We start from the raw sequence: 23,025 nt of genomic DNA, 5'->3' as shown, positions 1-23,025 counted from the left end.
GAGGTCGACTCCGTCGAGCTCGATCGTGCCGGCGCTCGGGTCGTAGAACCGCGCAAGAAGTTTGGCGAGGGTCGATTTTCCGGCCCCGGTCGAGCCGACGAGCGCGACGGTCTGCCCGGCCGGGATGTGCAGATCGAACTCGGGCAGCACGATCCGGTCGGCCTTGTAGGCGAAGCGGACGTCGTCGAAGTCGACGGCGCCGCGCGCCTCCCACAGGTCGATCGGCTGGGTCGGGTCGGCCACGCTCGGCTGCTCCTCGAGCACGCCCGAGATCTTCTCCAGCGCCGCGGCGGCTCCCTGGTAGGAGTTGTAGAACTGCGCCATCTCCTCCATCGGGTCGAAGAACCGGCGGGTGTAGAGCACGACGGCCAGCAGCGCACCGATCGCCAGGGATCCGTCGACCACGCGGAACGCCCCGACCAGAAGCACCGTGGCGACAGCGACGTTGCCGATCAGGACCAGCCCGGGATCGAAGACACCGAACAGCTGGATGACGCGCGCGTTGACGTCGCGGTAGTCCTCGACCACCCGGCCGAACTCCTTCTCGTTGCGTTTCTCCTTGCGGAACGCCTTCACCGCACGGATGCCGGTCATCGTCTCGACGAACTGCACGATGACCCGGGCGGATGCCACGCGCGACTGCCGGAACAGGGCCTGCGACCGCTTCTGGAACCAGCGGGTCAGGATGAACAGCGGAACGAGCGCGCCGAGCAGAACGAGGCCGCTGACCCCATCCATCAGGAACAACGCGATACCGGTGAACAGCATGTAGAGGAACCCGGAGACGAGCTGGTTGATGCCGGAGTCGAGCAGTTCCTTGATGGCGTCGAGGTCGCTGGTCTGCCGCGAGATGATCCGGCCTGAGGTGTAGCTCTCATGGAACTCGAGGCTCAGCTTCTGCGTGTGCAGGAACACCCGTTTGCGCAGATCGATGAGGATCGCCTGGCTGATCCGCGCGCTGAGCACCATGTACCAGGCGATCAGCAGGGCACCGGCGAGGCCGGTGATGAGGTACACGCCCACGATGAGGAAGGCGGGCATCCAGTCGTTCCGCTCGAGAACGGCGGGCAGGCCGCGGTCGATGCCGAACGCGATGAGCGCGGGCCCGGCCACCTGGGCGGCCGTCGACACGACCACGACGAGCATCGTGAGCACGACACGCAACCGGAGCGGCCGTAGGAGTGACCCGAGCAGGCGCAGCGAGCGTGCCCGGATCTGGGCGCTCTCCTGCTTGGTGAAGTCGTCGCGCTCCTCGCCCTCGACACCATGCACAGAGGTGTTCGTCATGCTCCCGCCTCCACGGTTTCCGCATCAAAGCTGGATTGACCCAGCGTTCTGTCGATCTTCTCGGCCGCTTCGCGCTTCTCTTCGTCCTCAAGGCTCGAGATCACGAACTTGTAGTGCTCGCTCGTTGCGAGGAGTTCGCTGTGCCGGCCAACGGCAGTCACTTTTCCGTCCTCGAGCAACGCCACCCGGTCGGCGAGCATCACCGTCGACGGCCGGTGCGCGACGATGAGCGCGGTCGTCGACGCCAGGATGCGACGCAGCGCGGCTTCGACAAGCGCTTCGGTGTCGACGTCGAGCGCCGACAGCGGGTCGTCGAGAACGAGCACGGCAGGCTTCGCGGCGACGGCACGAGCCAGTGCGAGGCGCTGGCGTTGTCCGCCGGACAAGCTGAGTCCTTCCTCTCCGACTCTGGTCTCGACTCCCTCCGGGAGGTCGCGCACGAAGTTCGCCTGCGCAATGTCGAGCGCCTCGTCGAGGACCGCGTCGGCTTCGGCGCTGTGCGGGTCGAGATCGCCCCGCCCCAGCAGGATGTTGTCGCGAACGGATGCCGAAAACAGTGTGGCGTCCTCGAACGCCATCGCGATGTGGGTGCGCAGATCCTCCCGGCTGAGGTTCCGGACGTCGACGCCGTCCAGTTTCACAGCGCCGCCGGTGACGTCGTACAGGCGTGTGGTGAGGGCCGTCAGGGTGGACTTGCCTGACCCGGTCAGGCCGACGAGCGCCATCGTCTCCCCCGGCTCCAGAGTCAGCGTCACACCATTGAGCAGGTCGGGGACGTCCTCGGGCGAGTCCTGGTACCTGAAGTGGGTTCCTTCGAAGCTCAAGCGGCCTCGAACGTGCTCGATGGTTGCTGGGTGCTCCGGGTCGGTGATCGTGTTGGGGGTGTCGAGCACCTCGAAGAAGCGGTCGGTTGCCGTCCGGGTGTCGAAGGTCATCGCGAGCAGGAAGCCGATCGACTCGATCGGGAACCTCAGCACCGTCGCCGTCGCGAAGAACGCGAACAGTTGCCCGACGGTGATGTCACCGGTCGAGGCGAGCCAGACTCCGGTGAGCAGGCACAGTGCGAAGGCCACATCCGGCAGGAGCAGCAGCCACAGCCAGATGCCGGCGATGGCTTTCGCCTTCTCGATCTCGGTACCGCGCAGGTTTTCCGCCTGGGACTCGAAGTTCCGCAGCGCGTGCTTGCCCCGGCCGAAGGCCTTCAGCACCCGGATGCCGTGCACCGACTCCTCGACGGCGGTCGCGAGATCGCCTGCCTGGTCCTGGCTGCGCCGGGCGATGATCGAGTACTTCTTCTCGAAGACAAAGCCGTAGATCCAGATCGGCACGGCAAGAACGAGGAAGATCGTGCCGAGCAGCCAGTGCCAGTAGAACAGCACGACGGCGCCGATCACAACGGTGATGGTGTTCACAACGAGCAGCACGAGCCCGAACGACAGCCATCGCCGGATCAGGTTGAGGTCGGTGACGGCGCGGGACAACAGCTGTCCGGACTGCCAGCGGTCGTGGAAGGAGACCGGCAGATCCTGCAACCGTGCGTAGAGCGCGTTGCGCATCCGGGCTTCGACATGGGTTCCCGGCTTCAGCACGAACCAGCGGCGAAGCGCGATCATCGCCGCCTCCAGCACGCCAAGCCCGAGCACGGCAAGAACAGCCCACCAGATCTGGGAGGTGTCTCCGGTGGAGAGCGGGCCGTCGACGAGGGCCGCGAGGACGAGAGGGATGCACAGAGCGACGAGCCCGGCACCGAGCGCTGCGCCCATCCCGAGGACGATGCGCGGCATGGCGTTGCGGGCGTACGGCAGGATCCGCGCGAGCGCTGCTGCCGTCGACAACCTGGATTTATGGGAGGGGTGACCGTCGTTGCGACGAGACATTCGAGGACTTCTCTTCTCTGCGCAGCCCACGGGAGCGCAGTACTATTCGCGAAAAAAGGGGTTGCGTCGGCTGGACGCCACAAAAGCGACAGGATCCCGCGGCGGAATCGAGTTCGAGCAGGCGCCGAAGCGCAGGCGACCGGGGTTACGACTCCGGGATGGCCGGTCGGCGACCGGCGGAGGCGTAGCGGACGGTGACGCGGTGAACCAGCGACCCGGATGTCGGCGCGTTGGTGATGTACGTCATGACAGTCCTCCTCAACCTGAATCGTCGTCGACTGCTCCTGTCATGCGACAGGGCCGGGCGGCGACAGCTTCTCAGCCTATGCCCAGCCCGGCGAGCCAGGCAAGAACTTTTTTCGCGTGATCGGTGTCAGCGGACCCGAACAGAGAGGCAGGTTACGCAGCCCTCGAGCTTCTCAAACTCGCTGATGTCGACGGAGACGACGGTGTAGCCGCGATCCTCGAGCAACGCAGCGGTCGCGGGCGCCGATGAAGACATCAGCACCGTGTTCTCCGAGAGGACGACGACAGCGACACCCTCGCGCTCCGGGACGGCGAGGAAGTGCGGGAAGAAGGCCGGATCGTCGACGAGGTCGGGGTGGCCGAGGATCGTACCGTCCGGCAGCGCCGTCATCGTGGTCTTGAGGTGCAGAGCACGCGTCACCGGCACGGCGACGACGTGATATCCGAGAGGCGCAGCGATGGCCCGCAACTGGCGGATGCCTTCGGCGTTGGTCCGGCTGGAGCGGCCGACATAAACCGTCGAGCCGACCTTGAGCACGTCGCCACCTTCGAGAGTGCCCGGGCTCATAATCCGTTCGATGTGCAGGCCGAGGTCGCGCGCGGTCTCCTCGGCACCGTCGGTCTCGGCGCGGCGGCTCTCGGTTCCTGCGCGGGTGACGACCGCGGTGTCGCCGAGCAGCACGAGGGTGTCCTCGACGAAAACCGAGTCGGCCATCGTGTCAGCGAAGCCGACTTCGCGGGTGGTCCAGCCGTTCTTCTCGAGCGCTGAGACGTATCCGTCCCACTGGGTGTCGGCGAGTTCGGTGTCGACCGTCGTGCGCTCCACGTGGGTGAGCTGTCCATCGGCGAGGTTGCCCGCAGGCATCCGCACCAGCGCGATGCGACGCTCGATCGGGTTTTGCGCGGTGCGGAAGGCGATCGCGCGGTTGTAGATTGCCCGGCCGATCGTCGCGGCGAGGATCGCGAGCACGATCACATAGACGCCGTTGAGGCTGAGGAACGTGCCCCAGAGGAACGATATGGTGGCGGCGTCGAGAGCGAAGCCGCCGAGCACCGTCGTGAGCCCGGAGCCGGCGAGGCACGCGATGATGCCTGTGACGACGCCGGCGATAATCGCTGTGTACCAGCGACGGAATGCTCCGACGAGGGCGAAAACGAACAGCAGGACGACGCTGAACAGCGTGGCGAAGAAGTAGAACTCGCTGACCTGCGACAACGTCGCGGCCTGGTACTGCTGCGAGACGAAGAAGAGGAACATGCTCGCCGCGTGAGTGACGACCGCGACGGTCAGGGCGGCCAGGAAAGAGGAAGCGAGCCTGCGGCCCCACGAAACAGTCATGGGCTCGAGCCTATCGGCCCGGGGAAGACGCACAATCCGCCTGCGCCTCCCGCGGGCATCCTGACGGCGGTTTCCCGGCCGGATGATAGGGAATTCAGTGGAAGAAGTGGCGTTCCCCGGTGAAGTACATCGTCACCCCTGCGGCCTGGGCAGCGGCGATGACCTCAGGGTCGCGCACCGATCCGCCGGGCTGCACGACGGCGCGAACGCCCGCGTCGAGCAGCACCTGCAGTCCGTCAGCGAAGGGGAAGAACGCGTCGGACGCCGCGACGGAACCGGCCGCGCGGTCGCCGGCGCGGGTGACGGCCAGGTGGCAGGAGTCGACCCGGTTCACCTGTCCCATTCCGACTCCGACGGATGCCCCGTGGCTGGCGAGCAGAATCGCGTTGGACTTCACCGACCGGCAGGCCTTCCACGCGAAAGCGAGGTCGGCGAGCGTTTCCGGGTCCGCCGGTTCGCCGGAGGCCAGCGTCCAGGTGGAGGTGACGGATTCGCGCGGGAACCGGTCGGCCTGCTGCACGAGAATACCGCCGGAGACCTGCTTCGCTTCAAGCGGTTCAGGGGTGAATCCCTCAGGCAGCTGCAGAATCCGCAGGTTCTTCTTGGTCCTCAGCACGTCAAGCGCATCGTCGTCGAAGCCCGGCGCGACGAGCACTTCGGTGAAAATCTCCTTGACGGTTTCCGCCATCTTCAGGGTGACCATGCGGTTGGCGGCGATGACTCCACCGAATGCTGAGACCGGGTCGCAGGCGTGCGCGCGGCTGTGTGCCGAGGCGATGGCATCCGGCGCCTTCGGGGCGGCAACGGCGATACCGCACGGGTTGGCGTGCTTGATGATCGCAACGGCCGGCTGGGTGAAGTCGTAGGCGGCGCGCACGGCGGCATCGGCGTCGACGAAGTTGTTGTAGCTCATCTCCTTGCCGTTCAGCTGCGTGGCCTGGGCGATGCCCTGTCCTCCTGAACGCAGGTACAAAGCGGCTTCCTGGTGCGAGTTCTCGCCGTACCGGAGCACGTGGGCGAGTTCGGCCTGAATCGTGAGCGATGCCCCGAAACCCTCGGCGGTGTCGGTGAACCAGCCGGCGACGGCGGTGTCGTATGCGGCCGTGTGCGAGAACGCGCGCGCGGCGAACTCACGACGCTGGGCGAGAGTGGTTCCGCCGGACTGAACCGCTTCGATGACCTCGCCGTAACTCTCCGGCGAGACCACGATGGCCACGTTGGGGTGGTTCTTCGCCGCCGCGCGAACCATGGCGGGCCCGCCGATGTCGATCTGCTCGACGACGTCGTCGTTCTCCGCACCGCTCGCGACTGTTTCGACGAACGGGTACAGGTTCACGACGACGAGCTGGAACGGCTCGACACCCAGGTCGTCGAGCTGCTGCTCGTGTGATGCCAACCGCAGATCAGCGAGAAGACCTGCGTGGACGGACGGGTGCAGCGTCTTGACACGGCCGTCGAGCGACTCCGGGAAGCCGGTGACGCTTGCCACATCAACGACATCGAAACCGGCGTCGCGGATGGTCTGGGCGGTCGAACCGGTGGAAACGATCTCGACGCCGGCACCGGCGAGGGCCCGAGCGAGGTCGATCAGCCCGGTCTTGTCGCTGACCGAGATGAGTGCGCGGGTGACGGGAACGATGTCGCGTTCCCGATAGAGGCTCTTGTCGTGGCTGGGGCCTGCCATGGTCTACTCCTTGATTGAGGCGGGGAGGCGTCTCATCGACAGCGCGCCGAGGTCGAGGCCGTTGGCGATGTCGAGGACCGTCTGCACGAGCAGCCGGCGTTCGACGGGTTTGATGCGTTCGTGCAATTCGTGCTCGGTGTCACCGGGCAGCACGGGAACGCGTTCCTGGACGATGATCGGTCCCTGGTCGACCCCGTTGTCGACGACGATGATCGACGCCCCGGTCTGCTCGACCCCGGCGCGGATGGCGTCGCGTACGCCGTGCGCGCCCGGGAATTCGGGCAGGTAGGCGGGGTGGGTGTTGATGATGTTCGGGGTGAGTGCCTCGACCACGATCGGCGGCAGCAGGCGCATCAGGCCGCTGAGCACGACGAGGTCGGGGTTCCAGACCCTGATCTGCTCGAGCAGGGAAACACCCCACGCTTCGCGGGAGTCGTACGAGCTGAACGGGACGGTGAAGGACGGGATGCCGAATTCCTCGGCGTGCGCGAGGCCGGGAGCGTCCCGGTCGGCTCCCACGGCGATGACGCGAGCCGGATACTCCGCGTCGGCGGAGGCTTCGAGGAGCGCACGGAGGTTGGACCCCGTGCCCGAGATCAGCACGACGATTGAGAGCACTCGGTAATTCTACCGGCACGCGAGGGTTCGCCCGATGTCCGAGCGGCTACCGGGCCCGGTCGGCGGCACGGAGCACTGGCGCGTGGGTTGTGGAATCCGCCCGACTGCTGCCGGATGCCATCCCGATCGCGGCGGCGATCCCCACCTCCACGGCAGCGAACACGCCGACCAGCCAGGGGTTCGGGCCGACGACGGCGAGCCGCCCTGGACCGATCGACCCTGCAGAAAACCAGGCCAGCAGGCCGAGGAGTAGGCCGGCGACCAGGCCGATCCCTGCTGCGGTGATGAGCAGTCGACGGACGAGCGACCGGCCGCTGAGCGCGGCGACAAGCCCCGGGCGGACGAGAACCGCGGCGAGATATCCGATCAGCACCGGCACCAGGAGTCCGAGGAAGCCGAAGGCGAAGTTTCCGCTGGGCACCGCGCCGAGGATCGGCAGGCCGGGAATCGGGCCCACCACGGTACCGACCGGCGAGATCGCGCTTCCGGCTCCGAGAGCGAAGCCGGGCCCGATGAGCCAGGAGGCGGCCCAGACGACAAGGTTCGGCACGAAGGCGATCTGCGCAACCGTGGTCGCTCCACCGCCGACGACGCCGAGCTGGGCTCCCTGATACAGGCTCGTGATGAGCCCGAAGTTGACCAGAACGAGGACCGTGAGCAGCACCGCGGACATCCCGAGGATGGCGGTCACCGCGGCGAGACCACCCCGGAGGGCTGCTGCAGCCACGGCTCGGTCGAACCGGTCGAAGCGCTCATCGAGCCTGTCCTGCATCCGGGTCAGGAGTCGGCCGACGACGCCTCCGTGCGAAGCCGGGATGCGGTGCCTGCCCCGAAGAACACCGATGGCCAGCCCGAGCGCGTAGACCAGGGCGGGCAGGATCAGCGCCTGCAACAGGGACGGCCGGAGAGCTTCGCCGAGGCTGCTGAGCGCGGCGAGCGCGTTGAGCACGAACACTGTGCCGAGCGCGGCGAGGACGGCGCTCTGCCAGTACCGTGTCGCCGATGCGCGGACGCCTGCCCGCGCGCCCATGATCACGGTGAACGCGGTGAGGGCCAGAGGCGCGATGGTGACGTGAAACGGCTCAGCTGCGGCCGCGAGGCCGGTCGCTGCAACAACTCCGGGGGGAAGGCTGGCTTCGATGTCCACACCGTTGCCGAGGAGCCAGATGTCGACGGCGCCCTGCCAGAAGAGCGTCCAGTCGACGGAGAATCCGGAATCGACCGCCCAGAGGATTGTGAGCGGAACGAGGGGGATCCCGATGCCGATGGCGACGGTGATGAGCGCCTCGAGCGCGGCGAGCATGGCGACTGTTGTGCGGTTCATTCGACTCGAAGCTTAGCCGGGCTGTGAAGCTGAGACCGGCTGGAAACTCCGAAGGGCGGCAGTTTCCTGCCGCCCTTCGAATTCGTGCTGAACCGGTTAGAGCCCGGCGATGATGTCGCGCATGAGGCGTGCGGCCTCCGACGGGGTCTTGCCGACCTTGACGCCTGCGGCCTCGAGGGCTTCCTGCTTCGCCTGGGCGGTTCCGGCGGAGCCGGAGACGATTGCGCCTGCGTGGCCCATCGTCTTACCTTCGGGAGCGGTGAAGCCGGCGACGTAGCCGACGACCGGCTTGGTGACGTGAGCCTTGATGTAGTCGGCGGCGCGCTCTTCGGCGTCACCACCGATTTCACCGATCATGACGATGGCCTTGGTCTCGGGATCCGCTTCGAACGCGGCGAGGGCGTCGATGTGGGTTGTGCCGATGATGGGGTCCCCACCGATGCCGATCGCCGTCGAGAAGCCGATCTCGCGCAGCTCATACATCATCTGGTAGGTGAGCGTTCCCGACTTGGAGACGAGACCGATCGGGCCCTTGCCGGTGATGTTCGCCGGGGTGATTCCGACGAGGGCTTCTCCTGGCGTGATGATGCCCGGGCAGTTCGGTCCGATGATCCGGGTCGTGTTGCCCTTCTTCTGCGCGTAAGCCCAGAACTCGGCCGAGTCTCCGACCGGGACGCCTTCGGTGATGATGACGAGCAGCGGGATCTCGGCGTCGATGGCCTCGATGACGGCGTCCTTGGTGAATGCCGGCGGCACAAATGCGATCGACACGTCAGCGCCGGTCTTCTCGATGGCCTCGGCGACGGTGCCGAAGACCGGCAGCTCGACGTCACCGTGCAGCACGGTGGAGCCGGCCTTGCGGGCGTTGACGCCGCCGACGACGTTGGTGCCGGCTTTGAGCATCAGGGCGGTGTGCTTGGTGCCTTCGCCGCCGGTGATGCCCTGGACGATGACCTTGGAATCCTTATTGAGGAAAATTGACATTTTTTCGTTCGTCCTTTTACTTCGAAGCCAGCTCGGCGGCCTTGTCGGCGCCTTCGTCCATGGTTGCGGCGAGGGTGACCAGCGGGTGGTTGGCCTCGTTGAGGATGCGTCGGCCCTCTTCGACGTTGTTGCCGTCGAGACGGACGACGAGGGGCTTGTTCGCGGCTGAACCGAGTTCGGCGAGTGCGCCGACGATGCCCTTGGCGACGGCGTCACAGGCGGTGATGCCGCCGAAGACGTTGACGAAGACGCTCTTGACCTGCGGGTCACCGAGGATGACGTCGAGACCGGCGGCCATGACCTCGGCGGATGCTCCGCCTCCGATGTCGAGGAAGTTGGCCGGCTTCACGCCGCCGTGGTTCTCACCGGCGTACGCGACGACGTCCAGTGTCGACATGACGAGGCCTGCACCGTTGCCGATGACACCCACTTCGCCGTCGAGCTTGACGTAGTTGAGGTCGCTGGCCTTGGCCTTCGCCTCCAGGGGGTCCGCGGCGTCCTTGTCTTCGAGCTTGGCGTGGCCGGCGTGGCGGAAGTCCGCGTTCTCGTCGAGCGTGACTTTGCCGTCGAGGGCGATGATGTCGCCTTCCTCGGTGAGGACGAGCGGGTTGACCTCGACGAGGGTGGCGTCCTCGCCCTTGTAGACGTTGTACAGCTTGACGAAGACGTCGGCCACCTTGTCGACGAGCTCGGCCGGGAAGTTCGCGGCAACGGCGATTTCGCGAGCCTTGGCGGCGTCGATTCCTTCCAGCGGGTTGACCTCGATGCGGGCGAGCGCTTCGGGCTTCTCAACGGCGAGAATCTCGATCTCCATTCCGCCCTCGACGCTGGTGAGCGAGAGGTAGGAGCGGTTGGCCCGGTCGAGCAGAACGGAGAAGTAGAACTCCTGGGCGATCCGGGCGCCACCGGCGACCATCACTCGCTTGACGATGTGGCCCTTGATGTCGAGGCCAAGGATCGCCTGCGCCGCCTCGAACGCCTCGTCAGGCGTTTTGGCGACCTTGACGCCGCCGGCCTTGCCGCGGCCTCCGACCTTCACCTGTGCCTTGACGACGACGACTCCACCGATTTTCTCAGCGGCGGCGCGCACCTCCTCGGGCGTTTCTGCGACGATACCCGGCAGCACCGGGACCTCGTATTTTTCGAACAGGTCTCGTGCCTGGTATTCGTAAAGATCCACGTGGGTTTCCGTTCCGCTGAGTGCATTGCTGGTGTTCGCGTTGGATGGCATTCCCGGTGAGAGGTATCTCGACGCCGAGAGAAAAGAGGGCCGCTCCCCACTCTACTTCGTCGAGGGAACGTGATCGGTACGTCAGGGCGGGGGCTCGACTACAGTGGCCGGGGTGAGCATTCTGCGCGATATCGGAGGCGACGCCGTCCTCGTCGCCGGGGGCGCCCGGGCGATCCTCCTGCAGATCGCGAACCCCTCCGTCGGCGCCGGAGTGGCTTCCCACAGCAACTTCACCTCCCGCCCGCTGGACCGGCTGCACGGGACGCTGGCGTTCTGCTACGCGCAGGTCTACGGCACCGAGTCGGATCGGCAAGCGGTGGACCGTCGGGTGAACGCTGCCCACGGCCCGGTGACGAAGGCTCCCGACGCCGACTCAGCCGGATACTCGGCCTTCGATCCGACGCTGCAGCTCTGGGTCGCAGCGACCCTGTATGACACGGCAGTCCAGGTGCACGAACTCGTCTTCGGCCCGCTCTCCGATGAAGCAGCGGACGAGGTGTACCGCGGGTACGCCGTCCTCGGCACCGCCCTGCAGATGCCGGCGGACCTGTGGCCGGAGGACCGGGCGGCGTTCCGCTCGTGGTTCGATGCCGAACTCGAGAAGCTCGAGGTCTCCCCCGAAGCACTCTCGGTCTCCCGGCAACTCCTCACCCTGGACCGTGCACCGTTCTGGTTGCGGGCCGGGTTGCCTGCCGTCCGGCTGGTGACGGCCGCACTGCTTCCGCCGCGACTGCGGGAGGCGTTCGGCTTCCGGTGGACCCTGAGGCAGCAACGTCGATTCGATCGGATGCTGCGCGTGGTCCGCGTCGTCTGGCCGGCGGTTCCCCGCGGCATCCGGCACCTGCCCGTCCGGTATTATCTCCGCCGCATCCGGGGCTGACTCGAGCCAGGAGATCTCCGGCGATGACTGAGATGGTCGGCGACGACCACGGCGGCCAGGACGAGGTTCGCCAGCCAGCTGAGCAGGAGCGGCGGGATGAACGAGAAAGCGAAGAACAACACCACCAGCGCACCGGCGCCGGCCAGATGCGACCGAAGCCAGGGCAGACCGACGGCATGCTTGAACAGCAGGTTGCCCATCAGATAGATCACGCTCGAACCGCAGATGAGCCCGGCGGTCCAGCGTTCGAGGGCGGGACCCTCATCGCCACCGAGCGGGTGGACAAGCACGATCTCGTCGGCGACGGCGGTGAGCAGGATCCCGATGACGAGCAGGATGGGAATGTAGGTGTACGCGATCTGGGCCACCAGCCCGGGCTGGGAGGAGCCGCTGATGAAATCGCTTCCGTGCTCCTGCCCGTGGTTGAAGTACAACAGCCACATGAGCAGAGTGCTCGTGAATGCGGCGAGGAAGGCGAGGAAGGCGAGCGGGCCAAGATTCCCCTCGGCGAAGGACCTGCCGGTGACGAGGATCGATTCGCCGAGCACGATGATCAGAAAGAGACTCACTCGTTCGGCCATGTGTTCACCTGAGACGTTCCACGTGTCCACCTCGGATCGGCCGAAGCCAGGGACCACGAACTTCAATCGGGGTCCTGCCATGTCGACGACGACGGCCGCCAGCCAGATCCACAGCCGGAGCTCCTCAGGCGCGAACGCCCCGCCCAGCCACAGCACTCCAGTGGCGAGGTTCCAGATCGCAATCCGAACGAAGTTGAGGTAGTTGTCGCGCCTCGAGCGTCGGAACGCGATTGCGGTGAAGACGCTGCGGCCCAGCTGGAGGGTGACCATGGTGCCGGCGAAGAGCAGCGCGCGATCGCCGAATGCCTCCGGAATAGCACTCGACATGAGGACACCGAGCAGCATGAGCACGAACAGCATGCCACGCACCCGGTGGTGATCCGGGTCGAGCCAGTTCGTCACCCAGGTCGTGTCGACCCAGACCCGCCACACGGCGCCGATCAGGATGAGGGTTTGCACGAGAGTGAGCAGGTCCTGATGCTCCATCAGCGAATGCGAGATCTGGGTGACCGCGAAGACGAAGACGAGATCGAAAAACAGTTCAACGAAGGTCACGCGGTGGGCCTGATCGTCGTCCGTTGCCCGCAGCAATCCGCCGGGTTGTCGTTCTCCCTCGCTCATCGCGCACCTCCGGGTTGCTGAGAGAAACTCATTCTCTCAGCATCGGTGCCCCGCGAGATCCGTCAGAGCGCGAGGGGCGGTTTTGCCAGCCCCTCAGTGAGCGCCTCGGCCGGGTCGCTGCCGATGGCGGCGATCCTGTTGTGCTCGTCGACGTGAACGATCCGCGGCACATGCTGCCGTGCTTCCTCGGTCGTCATCTGCCCGTAGGCGATGAGGATGACCGTGTCGCCGACGGCAACGAGATGGGCGGCAGCACCGTTGATGCCGATCACACCGCTGCCTCGCTCCCCCGCGATCGTGTACGTCTCCAGCCGGCTCCCGTTGGTCACATCGACGATCGAGACCAGTTCGCCTGGCAGAATGTCTGCCGCGTCGAGCAGGTCGGAGTCGACCGTGATGGAGCCGACATAGTGCAGGTCGGCGTGGGTGACGGTGGCGCGATGGATTTTCGCGGTGAACAGGGTGCGGAGCATCAGATTTTCTCGATCGGGGCGATTTTGATGAGCAGCTTCTTGAAGCCGGCGGAGTCGAACGCGACGTGCGCGATGCGTTTCGCGCCTTCGCCCGTGACACTCTGCACCCGCCCGTCGCCGAAATCGGTGTGGCGGATGCGGTCACCGGAGGCCAGCTCGAGGTCGCCGTTGTTGCGCACCTGGTTCGTGATCCGGTTCGGCCAGTCCCGCTTCTCGGTCAGGGGCTTGTTGGCGAGGGCGTTGTCCGACCCGCCTGACCACTTCGACCGGTTCGCGTTGAGCGCGCGCGGCTGGGTTCCGCCCCGCGAGTTCGCCATGCCCGGCGACTGGCGCCACTCGATCAGTTCCGCCGGGATCTCCTGCAGGTAGCGGCTCGGCATCGCGACCGCTGTCTCGCCGTACTGGGCACGGGTCATCGCAAGTGACAGGTACAGCCGCTTTCGTGCCCGGGTGATTCCCACGTAGAACAGCCGGCGTTCCTCGGCGGGCCCGCCGGGTTCGGACGCGCTCATCCGGTGCGGCAGGAGGTCTTCTTCGATGCCGGTGAGGAACACGGCGTCATACTCGAGGCCCTTGGCGGTGTGCAGGGTCATGAGCGAGACGGTTCCGCTCGAATCGTCGAGGTCATCCGCCGCGGCGACAAGCGACACCTCGGTGAGGAAGTCGACCAGTTCGCCGTCTGGGTTGTTGCGCTCGTACTCCTTCGCGACGGCCACGAGCTCTTCGATGTTCTCCGCGCGGGCTTCATCCTGCGGGTCATGACTGCGCCGCAGCGCTTCGATGAGCCCGCTCTTCGTCACGAGCATCGAGAGCACCTCGGCGACCTTCCCCTCGGCGACGAGCTTCTCACCCTCGTCGAGCAGCGCAGAGAGGGAGAGAATCGCGTTCGTCACCTTCGGGCCGAGACCGAGGCCCGTCGCTTCGCGCATCGCTTCGCGAAAGCTCAGTCCGTTGTCTTCGGCGAAGCTGAACAACGCCGTCTCGGTGGCCGGGCCGATGCCTCGCTTGGGAGTGTTGAGGATGCGGCGGAGCGCGAGCATGTCCGCCGGGTTCGCGACGGAAATGAGGTACGCCATCGCATCCTTGACCTCGGCGCGCTCGTAGAACTTGGTGCCGCCCATGATCCGGTACGGGAGCGCTGAGCGGATGAAGATCTCCTCAAGCGCTCGGGTCTGGGAGTTGGTGCGATAGAACACCGCGACGTCGCTGTACGCGGTCCCGGCGGTGTGGAGCTTCTCGATCTCGTCGGCAACGAATTGCGCCTCGTCGTGACCGGAGTAGCCGGTGTATCCGACGATCTTTTCTCCATCGCCGACGGCGGTCCAGAGCTTCTTGTCCTTACGGTCGAAGTTGTTGGCGATGACGGAGTTCGCGGCGGTGAGGATGTTCTGCGTCGACCGGTAGTTCTGCTCGAGCAGGATCACCTCCGCGCCCGGGAAGTCGTGCTCGAACTCGGTGATGTTCCGGATGTCAGCGCCGCGGAACGCGTAGATGGATTGGTCCGAGTCACCGACCACGGTGAGGGACGCCCCTGGTCCGGCGGCGACGAGGGCTCCGTCCTCAACGGCCGGCGGCCTGCTCAGTTCACGGATGAGCGCGTACTGGGCGTGGTTCGTGTCCTGGTACTCGTCGACGAGCACGTGCTTGAAGCGGGTGCGGTACGCGGCCGCGACGAGCGGGAAGGCCCGGAACAGGTACACCGTCTGGCCGATGAGGTCGTCGAAGTCGAACGCGTTGGCCGCGGTGAGCGCCCGGGTGTACGAGCGGAAGATCTGCAGGAACGCCGCCTCGTTGGGGTCGTCCAGGTTCGCGTTGCGGGCGTAGCTGTCGACGTCGGCGAGTTCGTTCTTGAGCTTCGAAATCTTCGCCGACACGTTCGACGGGGTGAACCCGAGCACGTCGGCGCCCTGTTCCTTGATGATCCGCTTGATGAGCACGCGGGAATCGGAGGAGTCGTAGATGGTGAAGTTCTTCGTGAACCCGAAGTTCTCGGCCTCCCGGCGGAGGATCCGCACACAGGCGGAGTGGAAGGTGGAAATCCACATCCCCTCGGCGGCCTGCCCGACGAGCGCCCGGACACGGTCCCGCATCTCGGCGGCGGCCTTGTTGGTGAACGTGATGGCGAGGATCTGGCTCGGCCAGGCCTCGCGGTTCTCGAGAAGGCTCGCGATCCGACGCGTCAGAACGCTGGTCTTGCCCGACCCGGCGCCGGCCACGATGAGCAGCGCCTGCCCTCGGTACTCCACTGCCTGCCGCTGTTGCGGGTTGAGGCCGTCAAGCAGGCGGCTCCCACCTGGCTGCTGGTCCCCGCTCGCGCCGGGGATGGCAGCCGTCGCCCAACTGCCGTCCATGATGACCGGGGTCGCTGAGGATGTGTCTGGGGTAGGGGTGCTCGCCATATCCCTTCCAGTTTAGGCCGGGCATCCGACATCCCTCACCCGAAGAGGGCTTCCCGTGCTGCGACGCCGAGATCGGGGTGGTCGCAGAAGACACCGTCCACACCGGTTCGGAGGATGGCGTCGAACTCCGATTCCCAGTGCCCGAAATCCTCAGGCTCCCCACCGGAGCGGAAAGCCCGCGCCAGAAACGCGTTTTCCGGCCGCAGGGTCCAGGTGAAGACGGAAAGCCCGCGCTGGTGTGCCCGCGCCACGAGATCGTTGGTCGAGCCGTCCGGATCGCCGGAGAAGAGCAGTGCCTTGTCGACACTGATGCCGTCGATCCGGAAACCATCGGAGTCGGCAAGCGCATCGAGACCGGCATCGGTGAGAGTGTCGGAGTACGGTGGCGCCTTCGAACCGAGCACAGCGATCTGGTCGAACGGTGCGCCCTTCTTTTCGAGAAGGTAGACATACGAGGCGCGCACCCCGCGAGCCGCCAGTTGTCGCAACACGGTGTGCTCGAACGCCTCGACGACAAGTCCCGAGCCGTCGGCGAATCGTGTGCCGGCCAATTCGGCTGCGAGCAGCTCGTCGAGGGGAAACCCCGCCTGTTCGAAATAGGTCGCGTGCTTGATCTCGACAACCAGGCCCGGTTCCCGGCCGCTGGTTCGGGCGGCCGACTCGAGGATGCCGAGCAGGTCCCGCAGTCGCAGGATGCCGGATGAACCGTCGAACGCCGCACTCGACGATCGCAACGCCGGGATCCGTTCCCTCGAGCGGAGCGTCCACAGCTCCGGCCAGGTGAAGTCCTCGGTGAACCAGCCGGTCAGTTCGTCCCCGTCCACGACCTTCGTGGTTCGGCGTGAGGCGAATTCGGGGCGGGAGGCCACGTCGGTCGTGCCGGAGATCTCGTTCTCGTGGCGCAGGACCAGCACTCCGTCTTTCGTCGCGACGATATCAGGCTCGACGGCATCCGCACCGAGGGCGAGGGCGAGCTCGTAGGAGGACCGGGTGTGCTCGGGCCGGTAGCCTGGTGCGCCCCGGTGGCCGATGATCAGCGGCCTGGCCTGACCCGAAAACGTCATGCGTTCGAGCCTAGTTGCCGCGAATCCGTATCACAGAACAGAGCCCGGAAATCCCCCGGAATCCTCGGTATTTCACAGCAAAGACCGCTAGATTGGAGGCAGGTTCCGCACCGCGGTCCGAACACATTCCAGCTGTCACGACTGAGAAGGAACAAACACAGACATGGCAACCAACAACCCGGCGTTCAAGAACCCGGCATTCACCCAGCCGAACGCGCAGGCGTTCGCGGTGCAGACGGCCAGCGCGACCGAGCTGCAGGACATGTACAACCGCCCAGCCGCCGGCCCCGTGCAGGCTGACCGGATGACGGTCGAGGACACCGTCATGAAGAGCGCGATCGCATTCGGTGTGCTCGTCGTCGGCGCTGTCGCCGGCTGGGCCCTCGGTGCGACGATGCCCGCCCTCGTCTTCGGCGCCGCCATCATCGGCTTCATCCTTGCGATGGTCAACATTTTCAAGAAGGAGCCGTCCGCTCCGCTGATTCTCGCCTACGCAGCAGCCCAGGGCGTCTTCGTCGGCGGCATCTCGTACATCTTCGAGGCGATGTGGCCCGGAATCGTCGTCCAGGCGGTTCTCGCGACCCTCACCGTCGTCGGCGTCACCCTCGCCCTGTTCGCGAGCGGCAAGATCCGCGCGTCGAAGAAGGCCACCAAGATCTTCCTCATCGCGATGGTCGGCTACCTCGTGTTCTCGCTCATCAACGTCGGCATGCAGATGTTCGGCCTGACGGACAACGCCTTCGGTCTCCGCAGCGCGGAGATCGCCGGCATTCCGCTCGGCCTGATCCTCGGTGTGCTCTGCGTCATCATGGGTGCGTACTCTCTCGTGCTCGACTTCGACTTCATCCAGCGGGGCGTGCAGAACCGCGCGCCGCGCAAGTTCGGCTGGTCGGGTGCATTCGGCATCATGGTCACGGTCATCTGGCTGTACCTCGAGATCCTGCGCATGCTCGCCATCACCCGCGAGTAACCTCCGCCCTTCATACCCCCGTCGCCCCGCTTGCCGGTGCGGCGGGGGTTTTTCTTCGCCCTCTTTCTGGAACACAGGATCACCATGAAGTCCCGAACCCACCCGCCCCGTATCGACGCCCTCCGCACCGTGCAGCGCGCCGACGGCGACGCGGCATCCGTCGACGCCGACACCGACCTCGAACTCGAGTCGTTCACGGACGCCGACCTCAGCGGCCGCGACCTCACGGGCCTCACCCTGCGGGAGTGCGCCTTCGACGGCGTCGACCTCGACGAGGCGAACCTGCGCGGAGCCCGGTTCCTCGAGACGACGCTCAGCGCCGTGCACGCTCCCGTGCTGCGGATGTCACGCTCGACCTGGCGCGATGTCGTCCTCGAGCGCTCCCGGCTCGGCTCTGCGGAGCTGTTCGACACGACCTGGAACGGCGTCCGGATCCGGCAGTGCAAGCTGGGCTACGTCAACCTGCGCGGGTCAAGTCTCACCGACGTGATCTTCGAGGATTGCACCATCGATGAGCTGGACCTCGGCGGGGTCACCGCCACCCGCGTCGCGTTCCCAGGCACCACCGTGAAGACCCTCGACGTCACCCGCGCCACCCTCAAGCACGTCGACCTGCGCGGCCTGGACTTCCGGGCAGTCCAGGGGCTGGAGGGGCTCGCCGGGGCCACCGTGACCGAGGTTCAGGTCGCCGAGCTCGCGCAGCTTTTCGCGGCTCAGCTCGGCATCCTCGTCGAGGGCTGAGGCGCTGCCTCCCGCGCTATGCGCCGCGCTGCCGCCGTCGATAGGCGGCCACGTTCGCGCGATTGCCGCAATTGCCGACGTCGCAGTACCGGCGTGAGCGGTTTCGCGACAGGTCGACGACCACGGCCTCGCAGTCTTCTGCGGCGCAGTCGTGCAGTCGCGACAGCTCCTTCGCACGAATCAGGTCGACCACGGCCATCGCCGCCTCCACCTGTGCCCGCTGGGCAACCGGGGCCGTCGCGGGCGTAGCGTGCAGGTGCCAGTCCCAGTTGTCGTGCTTGACCAGTTGGGGAAGAGCGTCGGCCTCACTCAGGAGGTCGTTGACCAGCCGGACCACGCCGTCCTCGTCGCGGGTCCACAACTCACGCAACCGGGGGCGCAGGGCGCGCATCTCGGCCAGCTCCGCGGCATCCCCCGTGCGCGAGCCCGTGAACTCGAACCTGTCCAGGAACGTGACGAGCTGCTCGGGTGTGGAGAGCTCGTCGGTGCCGCTGTTCGACGCACCGGGCAGCGTATTGATGAGCGCCGCCGTCGTCGCGAGCGACACCTCGGTGTCATGTGCAAAAAGCATGTTGACTCCTGACGCGATCGGGATTACTGTCATGAGCATAACCCCATTTGCTCCTTACAGGACCGTTTCGAGGCGGAGCACATCATGACCACACAAATCACGACGACGGATGCCGTCCGGCCAGCGTCTCGCGGGCAGGCCACCGGGATCGCGGTCGCCATGCTCTCCGCGCTGATGTTCGCCCTGAGCGGGCCGTTCGCGAAGTCGCTCATGGATTCGGGCTGGTCGCCTGGGGCAGCCGTCCTCGTGCGGGTCGGCGGAGCGGCGCTCATTCTTCTCGTGCCCACGCTCCTCGCGATGCGCGGCCGGTGGGGCACGCTGCGCCGAAGCAGCAAGGTCATCGCGCTCTACGGGGTCGTGGCGATCACAGGAGCCCAGGTCGGATTCTTCAACGCCGTGTCGTACATGTCTGTCGGCGTCGCTCTCCTCATCGAATACCTGGCCCCCGTGCTGCTCGTGCTCCTGGTCTGGGCCCGCACCCGGCGTCGCCCAGGCGTACTCACAATCATCGGTACTGTCGTCGCGATCCTCGGCATGGTGTGCGTGCTCGATCTCACCGGTGCGCAGACGGTGCATCCGCTCGGCGTCGCGTGGGCGCTCCTCGCAGCAGTGTCCCTCGCCACGTACTTCGTGCTGGGGGCCCGGGTCAGCGACGACCTCCCGCCGCTCGTCCTCGCGGGTGGCGGACTTGTCGTGGGAACCGTCACCGTCGCCCTCTGCGGCGCGATCGGCCTGCTTCCGATGACGTTCTCGACATCCGATGTGACGATGCTCGGCGCTCAGCTGTCCTGGCTGGTTCCGATGCTCGCCCTGGCGCTCTTCTCGACCGCGTTGGCGTACGTCACCGGCATCGTTGCGACGGCTCGACTGGGCACGCGACTCGCATCATTCGTCGGGCTCTCGGAAGTCGTGTTCGCTGTGCTTGCCTCGTGGCTGCTGCTGGCGGAGCTTCCGGGGCTCCTTCAACTGCTCGGAGGGGTCGGCATCCTCGCCGGAGTCATCCTGGTCCGTGCGGACAAGTACGCGCTCGATCTCGCCCCACCCCCGCGCAAGGAGTAGCGCGCGCCAGGGAGGCCGCGGCCGCGCGTCCCGCCTCTTCACGCGTTCCGGACCCACTCATCGGGCACACCGGGTGCACCCGTCCGCAACGCGTGAACCCGTGAGCAACGGACGAATCCACGCACGGGCCGCCCGGAGCAACACTCAACCGAAACAGGACCGGCTCAGCGAGCCGGTCCTGAAGTCGTCACTGTGTGAGCGGAGGAGGAAATGGTCGGCTTTTCGCCGCCACCCCTACTCCCACTCGATAGTCCCCGGTGGCTTCGACGTCACGTCGAGAACGACGCGGTTGACGCCTTCCACTTCGTTGGTGATCCGGTTCGAGATCTTCGCCAGCACGTCATACGGCAGCCGGGTCCAGTCAGCGGTCATCGCGTCCTCGGAGCTCACCGGTCTGAGGACGATCGGGTGCCCGTAGGTGCGTCCGTCTCCCTGGACACCGACCGAGCGGACATCGGCGAGCAGCACGACAGGGCACTGCCAGATCTCGTTGTCCAGACCGGCGGCCGACAGTTCGAAGCGGGCGATGGCATCCGCTTTGCGAAGCAGCTCGAGACGTTCGGCGGTGACCTCTCCGACGATACGGATACCGAGTCCCGGGCCGGGGAACGGCTGACGGCCCACGATGACCTCGGGCAAGCCGAGTTCGCGGCCGATGGCGCGCACTTCGTCCTTGAACAGGGTGCGGAGCGGTTCGACGAGCTCAAAGGTGAGGTCGTCGGGGAGCCCACCGACGTTGTGGTGGCTCTTGATGTTCGCGGTGCCCGAACCGCCGCCGGATTCGACGACGTCGGGGTACAGGGTGCCCTGCACGAGGAACGCGATCGGGTCGCCGTCGTCTTCGAGCGACTCGGCAATGAGGTCGGCCTGGGCCTTCTCGAAGGTACGGATGAACTCGCGCCCGATGATCTTACGCTTCGTCTCCGGGTCGCTGACTCCGGCGAGGGCGTTGAGGAACTGTTCCCGGGCGTCGATGGTGATCAGCCGCACGCCGGTGGCGGCGACGTAGTCCTCTTCGACCTGGCGGCGCTCGTCCTGGCGGAGGAGCCCGTGGTCGACGAAGACACAGACGAGCTGGTCGCCGACGGCTTCGTGCACGAGCGCAGCGGCGACGGCGGAGTCGACGCCACCGGAGAGACCGCAGATGACTTTGCCCGTGCCGATCTGGGCGCGGATGCGGTCGACCTGCTCCGCGATGACGTTGCCCGGATTCCAGTCGGACGGGATCCCGGCAGCCTTGTGAAGGAAGTTCTCCAGCACGTTCTGGCCGTACGAGGAGTGCTTCACCTCGGGGTGCCACTGCACGCCGTAGAGCCGGCGTTCGTCGTTCCCGAACGCGGCAACCGGGGTGGAGGCGGTCGAGGCCAGGACGGTGAACCCTTCGGGCGCCCGAGCGACCGAGTCGCCGTGGCTCATCCAGACCGTCTGGTCGGTGGGCTGCCCGCCGAGGAGGACACCGCCGTCCGTGGACAGGGCGGCATCCGTGGATCCGTACTCGCGGAGGCCGGTGTTCGCCACCTCGCCGCCGAGAGCCCGCGCCATGACCTGGAAGCCGTAACAGATGCCGAGCGTCGGAACATCGAGGTCGAAGATCGCGGAGTCGAGCGCTGGTGCCCCGTCTTCGTACACACTCGACGGCCCGCCGGAGAGCACGATGCCGACCGGGTTCTTTTCGGCCACTTCAGCGGCACTGATCGAATGCGGGACGATCTCGGAGTAGACCCCCGCCTCGCGCACGCGGCGTGCGATGAGCTGGGCGTATTGTGCGCCGAAGTCGACGACGAGGACGGGGCGCGCGCTGGTGGCCTGCTCGCTAATGGGATGCCTCCACTGATTCGGGGGTGAGGTCGGCGGATGCCGCGCGAGAGGCGAGATACGCCTTGACCTCACGGACGATGCGCACTTCGAGGAAGAAGGAAAGGAAGGGGATGACGCCGCCGAGGGCGATGAGCAGGAACTTCGGGAACGACCAGCGCATGAGACTCCAGATCCGGAAGTCGGCGAAGAGGTACACGACGTAGCCCCAGCCGTGGATCATGAGGATGCCCAGCGACAGGTTAATCGCCTGGAGGCTGTCACTCGGCACAAAGGCCAGGAACCCATAGGCGCCGCCGAGTTCGAGTTCGAGACCGAAGGCGTACTTGAAGAACATCTCAGCGCACAGAAGGAGGAGCAGCGTACCGGTGACGATGGAGGAGACCTTGTAGAAGGTCAGCGCGGCCGGGATCCGCGGCAGATCTCTCTCTCGAGGTTGGAGGGGCATGGGTCTATTCTACCCGCCCGGTTTCGGTGCCGAGCCCGGCCGCGAGCTCGCGCTCCTCGTGTTCCCGTTCCCAGGAGTCCTTCACCAGGCGGTACCAGAGGAAGATGGCGAAGCCCGCGAACACGACCCATTCGATCGCGTAGAAAACGTTGAGCCAGTTGACCGTGGTTCCCTGCTCGACCGCCGGCGCATCGATCGTGGTCAGCGGGTCCGGGGCATCCGCGGCGACGACGTAGCCGTTGTAGATGGGGCGTTCAGCCATGTCCGGCCAGATATTGATGAGGGCGGCAACGGACATCGTGCTCAGCTCGAACGGGTCCTCGCCGTCGTCCGGGACCTCCGGCCCCTGCGACGCGTTGAGGCGGCCGGTGATCGTGACGACGGATGCGTCGGGGTCGGCATTGAGTTCCGCCGCGACCCGGTCGGCGGTGTCGCGGTCCTCTGCCCAGCCGAGGGCGACGGCGACGGCGGGGTCCTCCGGATCGTTTCCGGTGGAGAGATGCCCTGCCACCCAGTAGCCGGTGGCACCGAGATTCACCCGCTCGGTGACGACGAGGAAGTCTCCGGCGACCCACGTGCCCTCGACCTCGACGAGCTGCCCGACGACGACGTCGCGGAGCGGCTCGCCTGGAGTCGCCACCGTCTCGAGCCCGACGACGGATTCGGTCGGCTTTTCGACGGTTTCGGACGACACCACAGCCCGCGCGAGCTGCCATTGCCCCAGCCAGGCGAACGCCCCTGAGACGAGGAGGGCGAGCAGGAGCATCGCGATCCAGCGGGGCTGGAGCATCGTACGAGCAAGCGTCGGCTGGG

The 23,025-nt window shown here is 66.3% G+C and carries 20 protein-coding genes; 4 read left to right on the top strand and 16 right to left on the bottom strand.

Features of this window, described 5'->3' with window-relative positions; all coding sequences use genetic code 11:
• From ACLQ62_RS08565 to sucC, 8 genes are all read right to left on the bottom strand, one after another.
• Positions 1-1,287 (bottom strand): ABC transporter ATP-binding protein (locus ACLQ62_RS08565; RefSeq protein ID WP_411721220.1); only part of this gene is annotated, 1,287 nt, incomplete at its 3' end.
• Positions 1,284-3,164 carry an ABC transporter ATP-binding protein gene (locus ACLQ62_RS08560; protein ID WP_411721219.1) on the bottom strand — a complete coding sequence of 627 codons (1,881 nt, stop codon included), beginning with the start codon at positions 3,162-3,164 and terminating at the stop codon, positions 1,284-1,286. The genes ACLQ62_RS08560 and ACLQ62_RS08565, both read right to left, overlap by 4 nt.
• 373 nt (positions 3,165-3,537) lie before the next feature.
• The gene (ddaH, locus tag ACLQ62_RS08555) at positions 3,538-4,749 is read right to left on the bottom strand and encodes a dimethylargininase (protein WP_411721218.1); all 1,212 of its coding nucleotides are present in this window, start codon (positions 4,747-4,749) and stop codon (positions 3,538-3,540) included.
• 94 nt (positions 4,750-4,843) lie between these two features.
• Positions 4,844-6,433 (bottom strand): bifunctional phosphoribosylaminoimidazolecarboxamide formyltransferase/IMP cyclohydrolase, encoded by a 1,590-nt coding sequence (gene purH / locus ACLQ62_RS08550; protein ID WP_411721217.1) that lies wholly within the window; start codon positions 6,431-6,433, stop codon positions 4,844-4,846.
• 3 nt (positions 6,434-6,436) lie between these two features.
• Positions 6,437-7,051 carry a phosphoribosylglycinamide formyltransferase gene (gene purN / locus ACLQ62_RS08545; RefSeq protein ID WP_411721216.1) on the bottom strand — a complete coding sequence of 205 codons (615 nt, stop codon included), beginning with the start codon at positions 7,049-7,051 and terminating at the stop codon, positions 6,437-6,439.
• A gap of 46 nt (positions 7,052-7,097) precedes the next feature.
• The gene (locus tag ACLQ62_RS08540) at positions 7,098-8,375 is read right to left on the bottom strand and encodes a DUF6350 family protein (protein ID WP_411721215.1); all 1,278 of its coding nucleotides are present in this window, start codon (positions 8,373-8,375) and stop codon (positions 7,098-7,100) included.
• A 96-nt stretch (positions 8,376-8,471) separates the two neighbouring features.
• Positions 8,472-9,359 (bottom strand): succinate--CoA ligase subunit alpha, encoded by an 888-nt coding sequence (gene sucD, locus ACLQ62_RS08535; protein ID WP_411721214.1) that lies wholly within the window; start codon positions 9,357-9,359, stop codon positions 8,472-8,474.
• A 16-nt stretch (positions 9,360-9,375) separates the two neighbouring features.
• Positions 9,376-10,539, bottom strand: a complete 1,164-nt coding sequence (gene sucC, locus ACLQ62_RS08530; protein ID WP_411721223.1) for an ADP-forming succinate--CoA ligase subunit beta — start codon at positions 10,537-10,539, stop codon at positions 9,376-9,378.
• Between the two features lie 163 nt (positions 10,540-10,702).
• On the opposite strand from sucC, the gene ACLQ62_RS08525 reads away from it, so the two are divergent.
• Positions 10,703-11,470, top strand: coding sequence for an oxygenase MpaB family protein (locus tag ACLQ62_RS08525; protein WP_411721213.1), 768 nt, complete (start codon positions 10,703-10,705; stop codon positions 11,468-11,470).
• Here the strand turns inward: ACLQ62_RS08525 and ACLQ62_RS08520 are convergent.
• The 4 genes from ACLQ62_RS08520 to ACLQ62_RS08505 all read right to left on the bottom strand — a co-directional run bounded on the left by ACLQ62_RS08520 (position 11,446) and on the right by ACLQ62_RS08505 (position 16,608).
• Positions 11,446-12,672: a low temperature requirement protein A gene (locus ACLQ62_RS08520; RefSeq protein WP_411721212.1), complete on the bottom strand. Its 1,227-nt coding sequence runs from the start codon at positions 12,670-12,672 to the stop codon at positions 11,446-11,448. The genes ACLQ62_RS08525 and ACLQ62_RS08520 overlap by 25 nt on opposite strands.
• 62 nt (positions 12,673-12,734) lie before the next feature.
• Positions 12,735-13,145, bottom strand: coding sequence for an aspartate 1-decarboxylase (gene panD, locus ACLQ62_RS08515; RefSeq protein ID WP_411721211.1), 411 nt, complete (start codon positions 13,143-13,145; stop codon positions 12,735-12,737).
• Positions 13,145-15,544, bottom strand: coding sequence for an ATP-dependent helicase (locus ACLQ62_RS08510; protein WP_411721210.1), 2,400 nt, complete (start codon positions 15,542-15,544; stop codon positions 13,145-13,147). The genes panD and ACLQ62_RS08510 overlap by 1 nt, the downstream gene beginning before the upstream one ends.
• A gap of 35 nt (positions 15,545-15,579) precedes the next feature.
• A complete protein-coding gene (locus ACLQ62_RS08505) occupies positions 15,580-16,608 on the bottom strand; it encodes a glycerophosphodiester phosphodiesterase family protein (RefSeq protein WP_411721209.1) in 1,029 nt (342 codons plus the stop codon).
• Between the two features lie 163 nt (positions 16,609-16,771).
• Here ACLQ62_RS08505 and ACLQ62_RS08500 point away from each other — a divergent pair, with 163 nt between their 5' ends.
• Both ACLQ62_RS08500 and ACLQ62_RS08495 read left to right on the top strand, forming a co-directional pair.
• Positions 16,772-17,578 (top strand): Bax inhibitor-1/YccA family membrane protein, encoded by an 807-nt coding sequence (locus tag ACLQ62_RS08500; RefSeq protein ID WP_411721208.1) that lies wholly within the window; start codon positions 16,772-16,774, stop codon positions 17,576-17,578.
• Positions 17,579-17,662: 84 nt separating this feature from the next.
• Complete coding sequence (locus ACLQ62_RS08495; RefSeq protein ID WP_411721207.1) at positions 17,663-18,319, top strand: pentapeptide repeat-containing protein; 657 nt, start codon at positions 17,663-17,665, stop codon at positions 18,317-18,319.
• A gap of 16 nt (positions 18,320-18,335) precedes the next feature.
• On the opposite strand, the gene ACLQ62_RS08490 is transcribed toward ACLQ62_RS08495, so the two are convergent.
• Positions 18,336-18,890, bottom strand: coding sequence for a CGNR zinc finger domain-containing protein (locus ACLQ62_RS08490; RefSeq protein ID WP_411721206.1), 555 nt, complete (start codon positions 18,888-18,890; stop codon positions 18,336-18,338).
• Between the two features lie 84 nt (positions 18,891-18,974).
• Between ACLQ62_RS08490 and ACLQ62_RS08485 the strand changes: the two genes are divergently transcribed.
• Entirely contained in the window at positions 18,975-19,949 is a 975-nt protein-coding gene (locus ACLQ62_RS08485) for an EamA family transporter (RefSeq protein ID WP_411721205.1), read from the top strand.
• 234 nt (positions 19,950-20,183) lie between these two features.
• On the opposite strand, the gene guaA is transcribed toward ACLQ62_RS08485, so the two are convergent.
• From guaA to ACLQ62_RS08470, 3 genes are read right to left on the bottom strand one after another with little or no spacing between them, the layout of a single operon-like run.
• Positions 20,184-21,767 (bottom strand): glutamine-hydrolyzing GMP synthase, encoded by a 1,584-nt coding sequence (gene guaA, locus ACLQ62_RS08480; protein ID WP_411721222.1) that lies wholly within the window; start codon positions 21,765-21,767, stop codon positions 20,184-20,186.
• Positions 21,763-22,212, bottom strand: a complete 450-nt coding sequence (locus ACLQ62_RS08475) for a DUF3817 domain-containing protein (protein ID WP_411721204.1) — start codon at positions 22,210-22,212, stop codon at positions 21,763-21,765. The genes guaA and ACLQ62_RS08475 overlap by 5 nt, the downstream gene beginning before the upstream one ends.
• A 4-nt stretch (positions 22,213-22,216) precedes the next feature.
• The gene (locus ACLQ62_RS08470; protein WP_411721203.1) at positions 22,217-23,002 is read right to left on the bottom strand and encodes an SURF1 family protein; all 786 of its coding nucleotides are present in this window, start codon (positions 23,000-23,002) and stop codon (positions 22,217-22,219) included.
• Between the last annotated feature and the right edge of the window lie 23 nt (positions 23,003-23,025).

The sequence above is a fragment of the Mycetocola sp. genome, from assembly GCF_046716805.1.
Lineage (GTDB): Bacteria > Actinomycetota > Actinomycetes > Actinomycetales > Microbacteriaceae > Mycetocola_A.
Note: the sequence above shows the minus strand (reverse complement) of the source record. Positions and strands in the feature narration are given on the sequence as shown.